At 68.9% G+C, this 15,154-nt stretch carries 14 protein-coding genes; 2 read left to right on the top strand and 12 right to left on the bottom strand.

Going from position 1 to position 15,154, the window contains the following annotated elements; translation table 11 throughout:
* Positions 1–96 precede the first annotated feature (96 nt).
* The 6 genes from HOV77_RS00085 to HOV77_RS00110 all read right to left on the bottom strand — a co-directional run bounded on the left by HOV77_RS00085 (position 97) and on the right by HOV77_RS00110 (position 8,231).
* Entirely contained in the window at positions 97–2,631 is a 2,535-nt protein-coding gene (locus HOV77_RS00085) for an ATP-dependent Clp protease ATP-binding subunit (RefSeq protein ID WP_290855510.1), read from the bottom strand.
* Positions 2,632–2,925: 294 nt separating this feature from the next.
* Entirely contained in the window at positions 2,926–3,279 is a 354-nt protein-coding gene (locus tag HOV77_RS00090; protein WP_290855512.1) for an Lsr2 family protein, read from the bottom strand.
* Between the two features lie 689 nt (positions 3,280–3,968).
* A complete protein-coding gene (locus HOV77_RS00095; protein WP_290855514.1) occupies positions 3,969–4,727 on the bottom strand; it encodes a type III pantothenate kinase in 759 nt (252 codons plus the stop codon).
* A gap of 2 nt (positions 4,728–4,729) precedes the next feature.
* Positions 4,730–5,638, bottom strand: coding sequence for a carboxylating nicotinate-nucleotide diphosphorylase (gene nadC / locus HOV77_RS00100; protein WP_290855516.1), 909 nt, complete (start codon positions 5,636–5,638; stop codon positions 4,730–4,732).
* Positions 5,635–7,299, bottom strand: coding sequence for an L-aspartate oxidase (locus HOV77_RS00105; protein ID WP_290855518.1), 1,665 nt, complete (start codon positions 7,297–7,299; stop codon positions 5,635–5,637). Before HOV77_RS00105 ends, nadC begins: the two co-directional genes overlap by 4 nt.
* A 68-nt stretch (positions 7,300–7,367) precedes the next feature.
* Positions 7,368–8,231: a septum formation family protein gene (locus HOV77_RS00110; protein WP_290855522.1), complete on the bottom strand. Its 864-nt coding sequence runs from the start codon at positions 8,229–8,231 to the stop codon at positions 7,368–7,370.
* 122 nt (positions 8,232–8,353) lie between these two features.
* Between HOV77_RS00110 and HOV77_RS00115 the strand changes: the two genes are divergently transcribed.
* Both HOV77_RS00115 and HOV77_RS00120 read left to right on the top strand, forming a co-directional pair.
* Positions 8,354–9,862: an MFS transporter gene (locus HOV77_RS00115; RefSeq protein WP_290855529.1), complete on the top strand. Its 1,509-nt coding sequence runs from the start codon at positions 8,354–8,356 to the stop codon at positions 9,860–9,862.
* Entirely contained in the window at positions 9,843–10,445 is a 603-nt protein-coding gene (locus HOV77_RS00120) for a TetR family transcriptional regulator (protein WP_290855534.1), read from the top strand. The genes HOV77_RS00115 and HOV77_RS00120 overlap by 20 nt, the downstream gene beginning before the upstream one ends.
* Before the next feature lie 173 nt (positions 10,446–10,618).
* Here HOV77_RS00120 and panD read toward each other — a convergent pair whose 3' ends face one another.
* The 6 genes from panD to paaC all read right to left on the bottom strand — a co-directional run bounded on the left by panD (position 10,619) and on the right by paaC (position 15,146).
* On the bottom strand, positions 10,619–11,032 hold the full coding sequence (gene panD / locus HOV77_RS00125; protein WP_290855536.1) for an aspartate 1-decarboxylase: 414 nt from the start codon (positions 11,030–11,032) through the stop codon (positions 10,619–10,621).
* Positions 11,029–11,853: a pantoate--beta-alanine ligase gene (panC, locus tag HOV77_RS00130; RefSeq protein ID WP_290855538.1), complete on the bottom strand. Its 825-nt coding sequence runs from the start codon at positions 11,851–11,853 to the stop codon at positions 11,029–11,031. The genes panD and panC overlap by 4 nt, the downstream gene beginning before the upstream one ends.
* Positions 11,850–12,752, bottom strand: coding sequence for a Rossmann-like and DUF2520 domain-containing protein (locus HOV77_RS00135; RefSeq protein WP_290855540.1), 903 nt, complete (start codon positions 12,750–12,752; stop codon positions 11,850–11,852). The genes panC and HOV77_RS00135 overlap by 4 nt, the downstream gene beginning before the upstream one ends.
* A gap of 259 nt (positions 12,753–13,011) precedes the next feature.
* Entirely contained in the window at positions 13,012–14,031 is a 1,020-nt protein-coding gene (locus HOV77_RS00140; protein WP_290855542.1) for a 2Fe-2S iron-sulfur cluster-binding protein, read from the bottom strand.
* Complete coding sequence (paaD, locus tag HOV77_RS00145) at positions 14,032–14,493, bottom strand: 1,2-phenylacetyl-CoA epoxidase subunit PaaD (RefSeq protein WP_290855562.1); 462 nt, start codon at positions 14,491–14,493, stop codon at positions 14,032–14,034.
* Positions 14,487–15,146, bottom strand: coding sequence for a 1,2-phenylacetyl-CoA epoxidase subunit PaaC (gene paaC, locus HOV77_RS00150; RefSeq protein WP_290856127.1), 660 nt, complete (start codon positions 15,144–15,146; stop codon positions 14,487–14,489). Before paaC ends, paaD begins: the two co-directional genes overlap by 7 nt.
* Between the last annotated feature and the right edge of the window lie 8 nt (positions 15,147–15,154).

A 15,154-nucleotide genomic window follows, 5' to 3' on the forward strand; every position in this document is an offset into this window, starting at 1 on the left:
GCCGCTGGGGCGGACCGCTGGGGCGGACCGCTGGGGCGGACCCCCGAGGCATGCGAAAAGGGCGGACCCGAAGGTCCGCCCTTTTCGTGCGATCTGTCAGGCCGCCGACTCGGTCGGAGCCGCCGCGACCGGAGTCGCCTCGACCTCCGCGTCCGCCGGGGTCTCCCGGACCGAGCCACGGAACACCAGCTTGGAGTTCTCGATGTCGGTCGGGTCGCCTTCGCAGTCGACGACGACCTTCTGCCCGGACTTCAGCTCGTTGAACAAGATCCGCTCCGACAGCGAGTCCTCGATCTCACGCTGAATGGTCCGCCGCAACGGACGGGCACCCATCACCGGGTCCCAGCCCTTCTTGGCCAGCCACCGCTTCGCGTTCGCCGTCAACTCCAGGCTCATGTCCTTGTTACGCAGCTGAGCCTCGATCCGCGTGATCATGATGTCCACGATCTCGAGGATGTTGTCCTCACTGAGCTGGTGGAACACGATCGTGTCATCGATCCGGTTCAAGAACTCCGGCCGGAAGTGGTTCTTCAGCTCGTCGTTGACCTTCTGCTTCATCCGCTCGTAGTTCGAGTCCAGATCATTGCTGGCCGCGAACCCCAGCGACACCGCCTTGGCCACATCCCGCGTGCCCAAGTTGGTGGTCAAGATGATCACCGTGTTCTTGAAGTCCACGATCCGGCCCTGACCATCGGTCAACCGGCCGTCTTCCAGGATCTGCAACAGGGTGTTGAACACATCCGGGTGCGCCTTCTCGATCTCGTCGAACAGCACCACCGAGAACGGCCGCCGCCGCACCTTCTCCGTCAGCTGACCACCCTCGTCATAACCGACATACCCGGGCGGGGCACCGACCAGCCGCGACACCGTGTACCGATCGTGGAACTCCGACATGTCCAGCTGGATCAACGCGTCCTCGGACCCGAACAGGAACTCAGCGAGGGCCTTGGAAAGCTCGGTCTTACCGATACCCGACGGACCGGCGAAGATGAACGAACCAGACGGACGCTTCGGGTCCTTCAGCCCCGCCCGCGTACGCCGGATCGCCTTGGACACCGCCTTGACCGCGTCGATCTGGCCGACGACCCGCTTGTGCAGCTCGTCTTCCATCCGCAGCAGCCGGGAGGTCTCCTCCTCGGTCAGCTTGTACACCGGGATACCGGTCCAGTTCGCCAGCACCTCGGCGATCTGCTCGTCGTCGACCTCGCTGACGACGTCGAGGTCACCGGCCTTCCACTCCTTCTCCCGCTGCGCCTTCTGCTGCAGCAGCTGCTTCTCGGAGTCCCGCAGCTGCGCGGCCCGCTCGAAGTCCTGCGCGTCGATCGCGGACTCCTTGTCCCGGCGTACCTGGGCGATCTTCTCGTCGAAGTCGCGCAGGTCCGGCGGAGCGGTCATCCGGCGGATCCGCATCCGCGCCCCGGCCTCGTCGATCAGGTCGATCGCCTTGTCCGGCAGATACCGGTCGGAGATGTACCGATCGGCCAGGTTCGCCGCCGCCACCAACGCCGCATCGGTGATCGTCACCCGGTGATGCGCCTCATAGCGGTCCCGCAGACCCTTCAGCATCTCGATGGTGTGGGCCACCGACGGCTCGCCGACCTGGATCGGCTGGAAGCGCCGCTCGAGCGCCGCATCCTTCTCCAGGTGCTTGCGGTACTCGTCCAGCGTGGTCGCACCGATGGTCTGCAGCTCACCTCGGGCCAGCATCGGCTTGAGAATGCTCGCCGCGTCGATCGCGCCTTCGGCCGCACCCGCGCCGACCAGCGTGTGGATCTCGTCGATGAACAAGATGATGTCGCCGCGCGTACGGATCTCCTTGAGGACCTTCTTCAGGCGCTCTTCGAAGTCACCGCGGTAGCGGGAGCCGGCCACCAGGGCGCCCAGGTCCAGCGTGTAGAGCTGCTTGTCCTTGAGCGTCTCCGGAACCTCGCCCTTGACGATCTTCTGCGCCAGACCCTCGACCACGGTCGTCTTGCCGACGCCGGGCTCGCCGATGAGCACGGGGTTGTTCTTCGTCCGGCGGGACAGCACCTGCATGACCCGCTCGATCTCCTTCTCCCGGCCGATCACGGGGTCGAGCTTGCCCTCCCGTGCCGACTGGGTCAGGTTGCGACCGAACTGGTCGAGCACCAAGCTCGTCGACGGCGCGGTCTCGCCGGTCGCGCTGGTTCCGGCCGCGGCCGGCTCCTTGCCCTGGTAGCCCGAGAGCAGCTGGATGACCTGCTGGCGGACCCGATTGAGGTCGGCGCCGAGCTTCACGAGGACCTGGGCGGCGACGCCCTCGCCCTCGCGGATCAGCCCGAGCAGGATGTGCTCCGTGCCGATGTAGTTGTGGCCGAGCTGCAACGCCTCCCGCAGGCTCAGCTCGAGCACCTTCTTGGCGCGGGGGGTGAAGGGGATGTGGCCGCTCGGGGCCTGCTGGCCCTGGCCGATGATCTCCTCCACCTGCTGGCGGACACCCTCCAGCGAGATGCCGAGACTCTCCAGCGCCTTGGCCGCGACGCCCTCGCCCTCGTGGATCAGGCCGAGCAGGATGTGCTCGGTTCCGATGTAGTTGTGGTTGAGCATCCTGGCCTCTTCCTGGGCCAGAACCACCACCCGACGCGCTCGGTCGGTGAACCGCTCAAACATCTCCGAGCTCCTCACGTTTACCGCGCTCCGCGGCTTTCTCATCACTCTATCGCTGACCGCCGACACCGCTGGGGTGCGCGTGCCGTCGGTCCGGTCACCGTTGTGTATCCGGTTGGTCACTTTGCGTCTATGACAAAGCGGCCTGGACAGGGGTATTACCCCCGCCGGCCGCCGTTGCCACCGACGTATGAGCCAACCTCACTCAACACTGCGGTGTTCCGCGCCCGCACCCTTCTACGCGGACAGCGAAATTCGCAGCTACTTCGCGCGCGTCGCCCGCACCGAGAGCTCGGTCTACTTGCCGCCCGCCTTGTGGTACGCGTCGATGATCTTCTCCGGAACCCGCCCGCGCGGCTTGACCTTCTGACCGTTCTTCGCCGCCCACTCCCGTACGCGCGCGTTGAACTCCTTCTGCTCGGCAGCCGCCGCCGCCCGGCGCGCCGGAGCCACCCGCCCGGCCGGGGCGCGCCCGCTGACCTTGGTCCCCGCCTCGATGTACGGCGAGAGGATCTCCTTCAGCTTCGCGTAGTTGGAGGGTCCGAGGTCGATCTCATAGCTGGAGCCGTCCAGGCCGAACTTCACCGGCCGCACGCCCTCTTCGGTCCCGTCCAGATCATCCTTGTAGACGACGATCTGCTGCCTCGCCATTGCTTTGCCTCCATCACAGGGAATCCCGTGTCCAATGTACGTTGGGAGCAGCATAGCGATATTGCGTCGGAAATGGCCAAGGCCTGCTGTCGTTTCGTGATTTTCACGAGCCTTGGAAGTCGACCGGCGAATGCGATCCGGATCGAACGATTCGACAGCGCCTCGTCGCCCTTGGTATTCGTCCGCTCGCTCGTAGTTCGCTGACCTGGTCAACACGGATCTGGCAGCCGATCCAGCGTTGAGAGGCGTACGCGGACCGCCCATTCGAGCGGTGGAAAGCCGTGCGGCGACGGTTGGACACTCGCCATTCACCGATCGCAGCGGGGCGGGCGCGCATTCGAATCGGACGACCGCGTACGCCGACCGCCGCGCCGGGTGCCGCTTCGGCCGGGCGGATTTCACTGGGCGGGAATCGCCGAGGCCGCTCGGGAAAAGGAACCAATAAGGCAGTGCACTCGACGGCGAATGCCCTGGCCAAGCAATTGACCTGACTTTGGGAGGGCGTACGCCCCGGTCCCGTCGATCACCTGCGCAGGGGAACGATCATGGCGATCGGGACACGACACGCCGGTCGAGCACGACCATAAGTTCATGATCGCGCCAACAAAGCCGGGGGAAAGCCGCGGGCGAAAAAAGCCGGGGGCGGAAAGCCATGGGTGGGAAAGCGGCGGGCGGAAAGTGCGGAAGCGCTAAAGGTTGCGGTCGAAGATCATCCGGAGGCCGATCAGGGTGATCATGGGTTCGTGATGCGTGATCGTCCGGCATTCGCCCACGACCACCGGGGCCAGGCCGCCGGTCGCGATGACCGCCGTCACCGGCCCGAGCTCTTCGATCATGCGCTCGACGATTCCGTCGACCTGCCCGGCGAAGCCGTAGACCACCCCCGACTGGAGGCATTCCACGGTGTTCTTGCCGATGACCTTGGGCGGCTTGATCAGCTCGACCTTGCGCAGCTGGGCGGCCCGGGCGGCGAGCGCCTCGACCGAGATCTCGATCCCGGGCGCGAGTACGCCGCCCAGGAACTCCCCGCGGGCGCTCACCGCGTCGAAGTTCGTCGAGGTGCCGAAGTCGACGACGATGGCCGGCCCGCCGTACAGCGTGTGGGCGGCCAGCGTGTTGACCACCCGGTCGCTGCCGACCTCTTTGGGGTTGTCGATGGCCAGCTGGACGCCGGTCTTCACGCCGGGCTCGACGATGACCGTCGGGAGGCCGCCGTAGTAGCGGGTCAGCATCGTCCGCAGCGAGCGCAGCGCGGCCGGGACGGTCGAGCAGGCGGCCACCCCGGTGATCTCGACGTTGTCCCCGGCCAGCAGTCCGCGGAACATCAGGCCGAGCTCGTCGGCGGTGTTGCGGGCGTCGGTCTTCACCCGCCAGGAGTGGACGATCTTGTCGCCCTCGAAGGTGGCGAGCACCGTATTCGTGTTACCGATGTCGATACACAGCAGCAAGGTCAGCCCCGAGGTCGCAGATCCAACGCGATGTCCACGATAGGGGACGAGTGGGTCAGTCCCCCCACGCTGAGGTAGTCGACGCCGGTCTCGGCGTACTTGCGGGCGACCTCCAGGGTCAGGCCGCCGGTCGCCTCCAGCTCCACCCGGTCGCCCACCGCCGCCACGACCTGCCGCAGCAGGTCCGGCGCCATGTTGTCCAGCAGCAGGAAGCCGGCTCCGGCTTCGGTCGCCTCGACCGCCTCGGCCAGCGTCGTGACCTCCACCTGCACGAGCACGTCCGGGAACGTCTCGCGTACCCGCTGATAGGCCGCGGTGACCGAGCCCGCCGCGAGCTTGTGGTTGTCCTTGATCATCGCGACGTCGTAGAGGCCCATGCGCTTGTTCGTGCCGCCGCCCGCGCGGACCGCGTATTTCTCGAGGACCCGCAGGCCAGGTGTGGTCTTGCGGGTGTCGAGCACGGTCGCGGTGGTCCCGGCCAGCTCGTCGGCCCAGGCCCGCGTGTGGGTCGCGATTCCGGACATCCGGCACAACAGGTTCAGCGCGGTCCGCTCGGCCATCAACAGCACCCGGGTGGGACCACTCACAGTGATCAGCACGTCGTCCCGGGTCACTCGCGCGCCGTCTCGCGCGATCAATTCCACGCTTGTACGCACACCGCCCGAGTCTTCGACTACAAGTGATTCCACCTCCTCGAAGACCGCAGTCGCGACGTGGAGACCGGCGATGACGCCGGAGGCGCGGGCGACGATGTCGCCGACGTCGGTCTGGTCGGCGGGGATGGTGGCGAAGCTGGTGACGTCCGTCCAGGCCGGACCGAGATCCTCCAGCAGCGCTGTCTGGACGATCCGCTGGACCTCACCGGGGTCCATGCCCTCGGCGCGCAGGGCGCGGGCGGTCTGTTCCCTCATGGCATGAGCTCCCAATCGTCGGTGACGCCGCCGTCGGCCAGCCGGGCCAGCAGGTGACCCCGCCAGCTCTCCTCGGCCTGGGGATGATCTTCTCGCCAGTGGCAGCCACGCGTCTCTTCGCGCAGCGACGCCGCCCGGACCAGGGCGGATGCCACCGTCAGCAGGTTCGTCAGCTCCCAGCCCTCGGTGCCGCGCCGGGGCGTACGCGCGGCGAGTTCGGCCAGCATCGCCTGGGCCTCGGCCAACCCCGCCGCGGTACGCAGGACGCCCGCTCCCCGGCTCATGGTGGTCTGGAGGTTGGCCCGCCAAGTCGCCTCACCCTCCGGCGACGGCGGCTCTCCCCCGGGGACTTCGACCGCGTCGACCGGCTCGGCGAAGTCCGGCTTGTCGGCCGCGATGTGGGCGGCGATTCGGCGGCTGAAGACCAGCCCCTCCAGCAGGGAGTTCGAGGCGAGCCGGTTCGCGCCGTGCACGCCGGTGCAGGCGACCTCGCCACAGGCGTACAGGCCCGGGATGGAGGTGCGCCCGTGCAGGTCGGTCCGCACACCGCCGCTGGCGTAGTGGGCGGCCGGCGCGACCGGGATCAGGTCCTGCGCCGGGTCGAGGCCGGCGGCCCGGCAGTACGCCGTGATCGTCGGAAAGCGTTCGGTCACCCGCTCGACGTGCCGGGCGTCGAGGTAGACGTGCTCGGCCCCGTTCGCCAGCAGCTGCCGGTGAATCCCCTTGGCGACGACGTCACGCGGAGCGAGTTCGGCCAGTTCGTGCTGGCCGACCATGAACCGCTTGCCGTCCCCGTCGACCAGGTACGCCCCCTCGCCCCGCAGCGCCTCGGAGACCAGCGGCTGCTGGGCTGAGCCGCTGCTGCGCAGGTAGAGCGCGGTCGGGTGGAACTGGACGAACTCGAGATCGGTCACCACCGCCCCGGCCCGCAGCGCGAGCGCGACACCGTCCCCGGTGGACACGGTCGGGTTGGTGGTAGCCGCGAAGATCTGACCCATGCCGCCGGTCGCGAGCACGACCGCGCGGGCGTGGATGGCGCCGACGCCGTCGGGGCGGCCCTCGCCGAGCACGTGCAGGGTGATGCCGCAGGCCCGGCCGTCGGCGTCGCGGAGGAGGTCCAGCACCAGGGCGTGCTCGACGAGGCGGATCCAGGGATCGCGGTGCACCGCCGTGTGCAGCGCTCGCTGGACCTCCGCCCCGGTCGCATCCCCGCCGGCGTGGACGATCCGGTTCGCGTGGTGGCCGCCCTCGCGGGTCAGCATCAGCGAACCGTCGGGATTCCGGTCGAACTGCGTACCCCAGCGGATCAGTTCGCGTACGCGGTCGGGTCCCTCGGTGACCAGGACGTCCACTGCGGCGGGGTCGCACAGGCCGACCCCGGCGACGAGGGTGTCCTCGGCATGGGCGGCCGGCGTGTCGAACGGGTCGAGGACCGCGGCGATCCCGCCCTGAGCCCAGCGCGTCGACCCGTCGTCAATGTTGACCTTGGTCACGACGGTGACGTGCAGGCCGGCCTCGCGCAGATGCAGGGCGGTGGTCAGCCCGGCGACGCCCGACCCGATCACGACGACGTCGGTCGACTCGGACCAGCCGGGCGCGGGAGCGGGCAACCTCGTGGGAAGCCCCCCACCCACCCACCCACGCGCATTCTCATCGGACATAAGGACAGTCAACCGTTCCCCGGGCGTTTCCACTACGGAAACGTAAGCGCGGTCACTGACTGCCCGTTCTACGCGTAGTGGATGGGGAGTGCCTTCGCGCCGGCACCCTTGATCGACTTGGTCTTGGTGTCCGGCGAGAACCAGGCGAAACAGCGGATCTTGTGGTCGCCGGCGGCGTACTCGGACTCCGTCATGGGGTCCCAGAAGAGGCCGGTGCGGTACTTCAGGTCGCTGCTGTACTTCATCCCCACGTATGCCGCGATCCGCTGCTGGCAGACCTTGATCACCTTGGCGCGATCCTTCACGGCGGCGAAGCTCGGCATCGCGACCGAGCCCACGTACTCCGCGTTGTGCTTCTTCGTGCAGGCCACCGGGGTGACCGCCTTGCCGCTGGTGTAGCTGAAGCAGCCGAGGCGGACTGTCGAACCCGGCTTGGCCAGCTCACCCTTCAGCGATCCGGTGTGCTGGGTCTCCTCGCCGAGGACCTGGTCCAGGGTGAGCAGCTCGCACCGATACCAGTGCGCACCGCCCTGCCAGGTCTGCAGGCCTGGGAAGGTGAGCCCGAACCAGAGCCGCCCGTCGTGCCAGTCGCCGCCCACGAACTCGTTGACCTTGGCCTCGCAACTCTGGATCAGCTTGCCGTAGTCGGCCGTGCCGGACTTCGGCGGCTCGGCGAGGCCGTCGGCGGTGCCGACGTAGACGGTCTCGGTCATGTGCGCGTCGTCGCAGGACTGTGGTTGGTAGCTCTGCCGGTACGCCGTCGTCGCGTACGACAGATGGCAGGTTCCGGCGCTCGGCGTGAAGCCCTCGGCCGCCGGCATCGCCGCCCACTGATTCGTCAGGTTTCCGTCCACTCCGGCCGGCAGCCCGCAGCCGGCCAGGCCCAGGACGGTCGCACCCGCCAGCACCACGGCCGTGATCCAACGCCGCATCTCGTCACTCCCCAAGGTCCCCGTGCGTCCGGCCGCACCTGCCGGAGTGCGGGGAGCTTACGACATGACTCGGGTTCGTGTTGCCTTGACAGACACTCACTTTTGAGAGTTACTCTCAAAACATGGTTACTCTCACTTCCGTACGCCGGTCGCGTTGGTGGATTCTGGCGGTTCTGGCGCTGTCTGTGCTGGTCATCGGCCTCGACGGCACCGTGCTCAACGTGGCGCTGCCCACCCTCGCCGGCGATCTCGGTGCCGGAACCGATGATCTTCAGTGGATCCTCGATTCCTACATCGTGGTCTTCGCAGTGGCTCTGCTCCCGGCCGGGCTGCTCGGCGACCGGCACGGCCGCAAGCGCTGGCTCATCTCCGGCCTGCTGCTGTTCGGGGCGGCCTCCGCCGTCGCCGCGTACGCCGACTCCGTGCCGCAGCTGGTGGCCGCCCGGGCGGTGATGGGCCTCGGTGCAGCGTTGATCATGCCGCTGACCATGTCGGTCCTGCCGGTCGTCTTCGATCGCGCGGAGCAGCCCAAAGCGATCGCCACCTGGTCGATCGCCGTCGCTCTCGGCGTACCGATCGGGCCGGTGCTCGGCGGTTATCTGCTCGACCACTTCCAGTGGGGCTCGATTTTCCTGATCAACATCCCGATCGTGGTCGTCGCCGTGCTCGCAGCCGTTGTTCTCCTGCCGGAATCCCGCGATCCTCAGGCCCGAAGAGTGGACCTGCTCGGAGCAGTGCTCTCCGTGGCCGGCCTCGGCTCCTTCGTCTACGGCGTCATCCTCGCGCCCGTCGACGGCTGGGCCTCGGCGTTGCCGTGGATCGCCGTCGGCCTGGTGGTCCTCGGGGGCTTCTGGATTCGGCTCGGGCGGACGGCGTACCCCTTGATCGACCGCAAGCTGTTCGCGGACCGGAACTTCCTGTGGGGCTCACTGGCCGCGACGGCCGCGAGTTTCGCGATGATGGGCGTGCTGTTCGTGCTGCCGCAGTATCTCGCGGCGGCCCTGCGACAGGACGCGCTCGGCGTGGGTGTGCGGTTGTTGCCGATGATCGCGGGCCTGATCGTGGCCGCGCGGCTCGGGACGCGCTTGGCGGCGAGGCTCGGCGCGCGAGTGATCGTCGCGGCGGGCCTGGCGGTGTCGGCGGTGGCGCTCGGTCTCGGCGCGCTGACCAGGGCGGACGACGGGTACGCCTGGACGGCGGGGTGGCTGACGGTGCTCGGCTTCGGGCTCGGCCTGTGCATGCCGTCGGCGATGGACGCGGTGCTGGCCAGCCTGCCGGAGGGCAAGAGCGGGGTGGGGTCGGGCGCGGTGCAGGCGATGCGGCAGGTCGGCGGTGCGCTGGGAGTAGCCGCTCTGGGCAGCCTGCTCTCGGCGGTGTACACGGCCCGGCTGGACACCTCGGGGCTGCCCCCGGCGGTCGCCTCGGCCGCTTCGGAGTCCGTCCTCGCGGCCGTACGCGTGCCGAACCTCGACCCCGTCCCCGCCTTCCTCGACGGCATGGCGGCGGTCCTGGCTGCGAGCGGCGCAGTCGTGCTGCTCGGAGCAGTGCTCTCGGCAGTGTTCCTGCCCGGCCGATCCACGGCGGCGCCAGTATCTGTCGCAGAATCGACCCATGCCCGACTCGAGGTCTGACCCGTACGCGTCCCTGGGTCTGCGCGAACGAAAGAAGGCGCGGACCCGCAAGGCGCTCCAGGAGGCGGCCATGCGGCTGATCCGGGAGCAGGGCTACGACGCCACGACGGTGGATCAGATCGCGGCGGCGGCCGAAGTCTCGCCCGCGACCTTCTTCCGGTACTTCCCGACCAAGGAAGACGTGATCATCCAGGACGAGTACGACCCGATGTTCGTCGAACGATGGCACGAACTGCCCGCCACCGGTACGCCGATCCGCCGCATCCGGGAGGTCATCCACAGCACCTTCGGCGAGCTGCCGCAACACGAGCTCGACGCCATTCGCGAACGCACCGCCCTGATGTTCACGACGCCCCAGGTGAAGGCCCGAGTCTGGGACAACTGGCTCAACACCCAGCACCTGTTCGACGACCTCATCGGCGAGCACCTGGGACTTCCGGCCGCTCATCCCCGCGTACGCGCGACGACCGGCGCCATGATGGGCGCGATCCTCGCCGTCTTCGAGACATGGATCGCCGATCCGGGGCAGGGCCTCGCCGAGCTGGTCGACGAGGCCCTTTCCTATCTCGAAGCCGGACTGTGATCTTTCGGGGGCTGCGCGCGGCTTGGGGCGTTGTCCCGGGATAACGTGCTTATTTCGCGCGGCGAGGCCGCGTTATCCCGGATAACGCGCGCCGACCGGATGGCGTGCGCGCCGACCGGATGGCGTGCGCGCCGACCGAACGCGCGCGCCGACCGGATGCGCGCCCCTGGGCGTCAGGCCCGACCGCTCACCAGGTCGCCGACCATCCCGGGCACGGCCTCGGCGGGATCCGCTCCAAGCTCGATGATCTTGTTGTCGGCGTCGACATGGACCACCCGCGGCTGATAGGTGCGCGCCTCGGCGTCGTCCATCTGTGCGTACGCGATCATGATGACCAGGTCACCTGGGTGCACCAGATGCGCCGCCGCGCCGTTGATGCCGATCACGCCGGAGCCGGGAGCGCCCTCGATCACGTAGGTCTCGAGGCGAGCGCCGTTGGTGACGTCGACGATCGCGACCTTCTCGCCGGGCAGCAGGTCGGCCGCGGCCATCAGCTCGGAGTCCACCGTGACCGAGCCGACGTAGTGCAGGTCGGCCTGCGTCACCGTGGCCCGGTGGATCTTGGACTTGAGCATCGTGCGGATCATCGGTCACTTCCCAGGTAAACGTGCGTGTTGTCGATCAGGCGAGTGGTCCCGACGCGGGCTGCCACCAGCAGCCGCGCCTCGCCGGATTCCGGAGCCGGGCCGAGATCGGGGGCTCGGAGCTCCAAGTAGTCGGCCTGCACGAGGCCGAGTTCGCGATGGGCGGCGGCGAGCACGTCGGCACCGGAGTGCGCGGCTTGAGCCCCCGCTCGCAGCGCTCGGTTCAGGGCCAGCGCCAGCGTCCGCTCGTCGGCGGAGAGGTATCGGTTGCGGCTGGACATCGCCAGCCCGTCCGGCTCGCGTACGGTCGGCACCCCGACGATCTCGACGTCGAGGTCCAGCGCCTTCACCATCGCCTTGATCAGGGTGAGCTGCTGGTAGTCCTTCTCCCCGAAGAACGCCACCCCGGCCCCGGTGAGGTGCAGGAGCTTGCTGACGACGGTCAGCACGCCGGCGAAGTGGCCGGGGCGTACGGCGCCTTCCAGTTCGGTGCCGAGCGGACCCGGGTCGATCCGGACCGACGGTTCACCCTCGGGGTACATCACCTCGGGCGTCGGGGCGAAGACCAGGTCGACGCCCTCGGCCCGGCAGATCCCCAGATCCGCCTCGAGCGTCCGGGGGTAGCGCTGGAAGTCCTCGTTCGGCCCGAACTGCAGGGGGTTCACGAAGATCGTCGCGACGAGGAAGTCCGCGTTCTTGCGGGCCTCCCGCAGCAGGGTGGCGTGCCCCTCGTGGAGCGCGCCCATGGTCATCACGACGCCGACCCGGCCTTCAGCCTGGTCACGTGCGGCTTTGAGATCCGCGCGGCTCGTCACGATCTTCACGAGTGCACCGTCTCAGGCTTGCCGGCGAGCACGTCGAGCAGCGACTCGGCGTCGGTCGGGCGCAGCCGTCCGACCGCGATCGCCCGGTCCGCCGTACGCCGAGCCAGCGCCAGGTAAGCGGGAACCGAGTCGGGGGCGACCGAACCCATGGCGGCGACGTGCTTGGCGACCGTCCCAGCGTCGCCCCGCGAGACCGGGCCGGTCAACGCGGCATCGCCACCGGCCAGGGCGTTCTCCAGTGCGGCGCGCAGCAGCGGGGCGAGCACCTTCTCGGGGTGTGTCACGCCCGCGTCACGCAACCGGTCAGCCGCTTCGTTGACGAGCGTCACGAGGTGGTTCGCGCCGTGGGCCAGCGCTGCGTGGTACAACGGCCGGTCTTCCTCGTCGATCCATTCGAGCTGCCCCTGCAGGTCGTCGACGAGGTCATGGGCGATGACGGCCAGCTCCGGCGGCGCGGTCACGCCGAACGAGATGCCGTCCTCGAGACGGGCCAGGTCAGCCGGCGTACCGGTGAAGGTCATCGCGGGGTGCAGGGCCAGCGGTCGGGCACCGATGGCTCGCGCCGGCTCCAGTACGCCCAACCCATGCGCACCCGAGGTATGCGCAACGACCTGGCCCGGATGCAGGGAGCCGGTCCCGGCGAGCCCGGCTACCACGGCGGCCAGCGCGTCGTCCGGAACGGCGATGATCAGCAGATCGTGCGCCTCCCGGGCGACCTGATCGGCGGGGAGGTTGCGTGCCTGCGGAAGTAGGGTGGCGATGCGGTGCTTGGCGGCGGCGGATACGCCCGAGGCGGCCACTACGTGGTGGCCGGCAGCGGCCAACGCCGCGCCCAGGATGGCACCGACCCGTCCGGCGCCGATGACGCCGACGGTCAAGCTGCGCGACTGTGCGCTCATAGACGATCCAGTCCTCGAAGGTGGGGTACCGGTCGCCACCAGTATCACCGCTTGTCCCGGATGCTGGACAAGAGCTTGTGAACACTTTCACGGCCGGGTGGTTCACCGAGTAGAACGCCCGAAATGCCGTAGTCGTATCCCCAGTGAGATCGATGCCACCTGACCACCGTTTTCCCTGCGGATCACGGTTATCCGTGCTTCATCGGCACCTGGAAGCATGCATAACCATGATCTGCAGGGAAAGCAGGAAGAAGGAGCGTCAGGCGTCGTAGTCGACGACGAGCCGTGCGGAGGTCGGGTGAGACTGGCAGGTCAGCACGTAGCCGGCCGCAGTCTCGGCGGGGTCGAGCGCCCAGTTCGCCGCCATCTCGACCGTCCCGGAGATCACCCGCGCCCGGCAGGTCGAGCAGACTCCGCCGCGGCAGGCGTACGGGAGTTCGGTCCGATGCCGCAGAGCAGCATCCAGCACCCGTTCGCCGCTGCCCATCGTGAACGAGGTCGCCCGGCCGTCCAGGATGATCTCCACCTCGACGTCGCCCGCAGTCGGCGTCGCCACAAAAGTCGGCACAGGCCCCACATGGAACAACTCGACATGGACCTGCGCCCCAGTGGCGGCGACCACTGATCGGGCGCTCTCGACCAGGCCCAGCGGCCCACAGAGGAACCACTCGTCGACCGGTCCCACCACGGGCAGCAGCGTGGCGAGGCGCTCGGAGTCGAGCCGGCCGTGCAGCGGCGCACCCGGCTCCTGCGACAGCACGTGGAGGATCTGGAGGCGGTCCGGATACCGGTCTTTGAGGTCGGCCAACTCGTCGACGGCGAACGCGCTGTTGGACGTCCGGTTCGCACAGATAACCGCGAACGTGCTGGCCGGCTCGATCGCGAGAGCGGTGCCCACGAGGGAGAGCACGGGGGTGACCCCCGATCCGCCGACGACCGCGGCGTACCGCCGCTGCCGGGCCCGTTCGAACGGGCTGGTGAACCGGCCCAGCGGCGTGGACACCTCGACCGTCGACCCGGGCAGGAGCGCGGACGCGATCGCGGAGAACTCGCCCTCCGGCAACAACCGCACCCCGACGCGCAGCCGGCCCTGCTCGGCCAGTTCGAGCGGTGTCGAGCAGATCGAATACGACCGGCGCAGCTTCTCGTCCAGCGTCACGTGCTGCCCGGCCTGGAAGGCGAAGGCCTCCCGCAGCTCCGGGGGCACCGCGAAGGTGAGGACCAGCCCGTCCGCGCAGGCCGGCTCCACTGCGCCCACGGTCAGCTTCTCGAATCTCACTCAGAACCGCCTTACGTGGTCGAACGGCTCCAGGCAGGAGGTGCACCGCCAGATCGACTGGCAGGCCGTCGGCCCGAATCGGCTGATCTCCTCGGTCCGCCCGGAACCGCAGCGCGGGCACACCGGTGCCAGGGTCAACGTGACCGGGCCCGCGCTCGGCGGCGCGATGCCCGCGCGGGCCAGCGCCGCGCGCCCCGACGAGGTGATCATGTCGGTGCTCCACGGAGGGCTCAGCACCGTCACGACCTCCACCTCCGGGTGGCCGACCCCGGCCAGGGCGCTGCGGATGTCGTCGCGGATGGCGTCCATCGCCGGGCAGCCCGCATATGTCGGGGTGATCTCTACGCGTACCGTCTGATCGGGAAGGACCCGCGCGGACCGCAAGATGCCCAGCTCAGCGATGGTGACCACGCGCAGCTCCGGGTCGAGCACCGCGCCCGCGACGGCCTGGACGTCTACCATGTCGCGCCTGGATGCGCGCGGTGCAGGACCTGCATCTCGGCCAGCAGGTAGCTCAGATGCTCGGTGTGCCGGCCCACGCGGCCGCCTAGCTTCGGGTCGGGGTCCGCGGGCCGCGCCAGCCCGGCCTCGGCGAGCACCGGCTCGATCACGCCCAGCCAGGCCACGCGGTCCACGGTCAGATCGAACGTGTACGCCCAAAGCCGCTGGACGGCTTCGGTCATGCGCCGATGGGATTCCGGGGTTCCGTCACCGAGCCGCCGCGTCCACAGGCTGGCGTGGTCGAGGTGATAGGCGGATTCCTTGACCGTCTTCGCCGCGATCTCCCCCAGCGGGCCGCCGTCCGCCGCGAGCACCTCGTAGGTCTGGCGTTGCGCGGCCGACAGGAAGAGCAGCTTGGCGATCGTCCAGCCGAAGTCGAGGTCGGTCCGGGCGGGCCCGTTCGGCAGCTCGACCAGCTGACAGTTGCGGAACTGGAGATCATCACGCCGGTACGCCAGCTCGTCCTCGTCCCCGGCGAGCGACAGGAACAGCCGGGCCGCGCCGAGTTGGTCGAGGGCGATGTTGGCCAGCGCGACGTCCTCTTCCATGGTCGGCGCGCGCGAAGCCCACTCGGCCAGCCGTTGCGCCGCGAGCAGCGCGTCGTCGCCGAGCATGATCGGAT

Source organism: Hamadaea sp., from assembly GCF_013362815.1.
Classification (GTDB): domain Bacteria; phylum Actinomycetota; class Actinomycetes; order Mycobacteriales; family Micromonosporaceae; genus Hamadaea.

Excerpts from the sequence above, each read along its gene's own strand:
- HOV77_RS00085 (WP_290855510.1), bottom strand. The coding sequence starts at position 2,631 with ATGTTTGAGCGGTTCACCGACCGAGCGCGTCGGGTGGTGGTTCTGGCC.
- HOV77_RS00120 (WP_290855534.1), top strand. The coding sequence starts at position 9,843 with ATGCCCGACTCGAGGTCTGACCCGTACGCGTCCCTGGGTCTGCGCGAA.
- panD (WP_290855536.1), bottom strand. The coding sequence starts at position 11,032 with ATGATCCGCACGATGCTCAAGTCCAAGATCCACCGGGCCACGGTGACG.
- paaD (WP_290855562.1), bottom strand. The coding sequence starts at position 14,493 with ATGGTAGACGTCCAGGCCGTCGCGGGCGCGGTGCTCGACCCGGAGCTG.
- paaC (WP_290856127.1), bottom strand. The coding sequence starts at position 15,146 with ATGCTCGGCGACGACGCGCTGCTCGCGGCGCAACGGCTGGCCGAGTGG.
- HOV77_RS00105 (WP_290855518.1), bottom strand. The coding sequence starts at position 7,299 with ATGTCCGATGAGAATGCGCGTGGGTGGGTGGGTGGGGGGCTTCCCACG.
- HOV77_RS00090 (WP_290855512.1), bottom strand. The coding sequence starts at position 3,279 with ATGGCGAGGCAGCAGATCGTCGTCTACAAGGATGATCTGGACGGGACC.
- HOV77_RS00110 (WP_290855522.1), bottom strand. The coding sequence starts at position 8,231 with ATGCGGCGTTGGATCACGGCCGTGGTGCTGGCGGGTGCGACCGTCCTG.
- nadC (WP_290855516.1), bottom strand. The coding sequence starts at position 5,638 with ATGAGGGAACAGACCGCCCGCGCCCTGCGCGCCGAGGGCATGGACCCC.
- HOV77_RS00115 (WP_290855529.1), top strand. The coding sequence starts at position 8,354 with ATGGTTACTCTCACTTCCGTACGCCGGTCGCGTTGGTGGATTCTGGCG.
- HOV77_RS00135 (WP_290855540.1), bottom strand. The coding sequence starts at position 12,752 with ATGAGCGCACAGTCGCGCAGCTTGACCGTCGGCGTCATCGGCGCCGGA.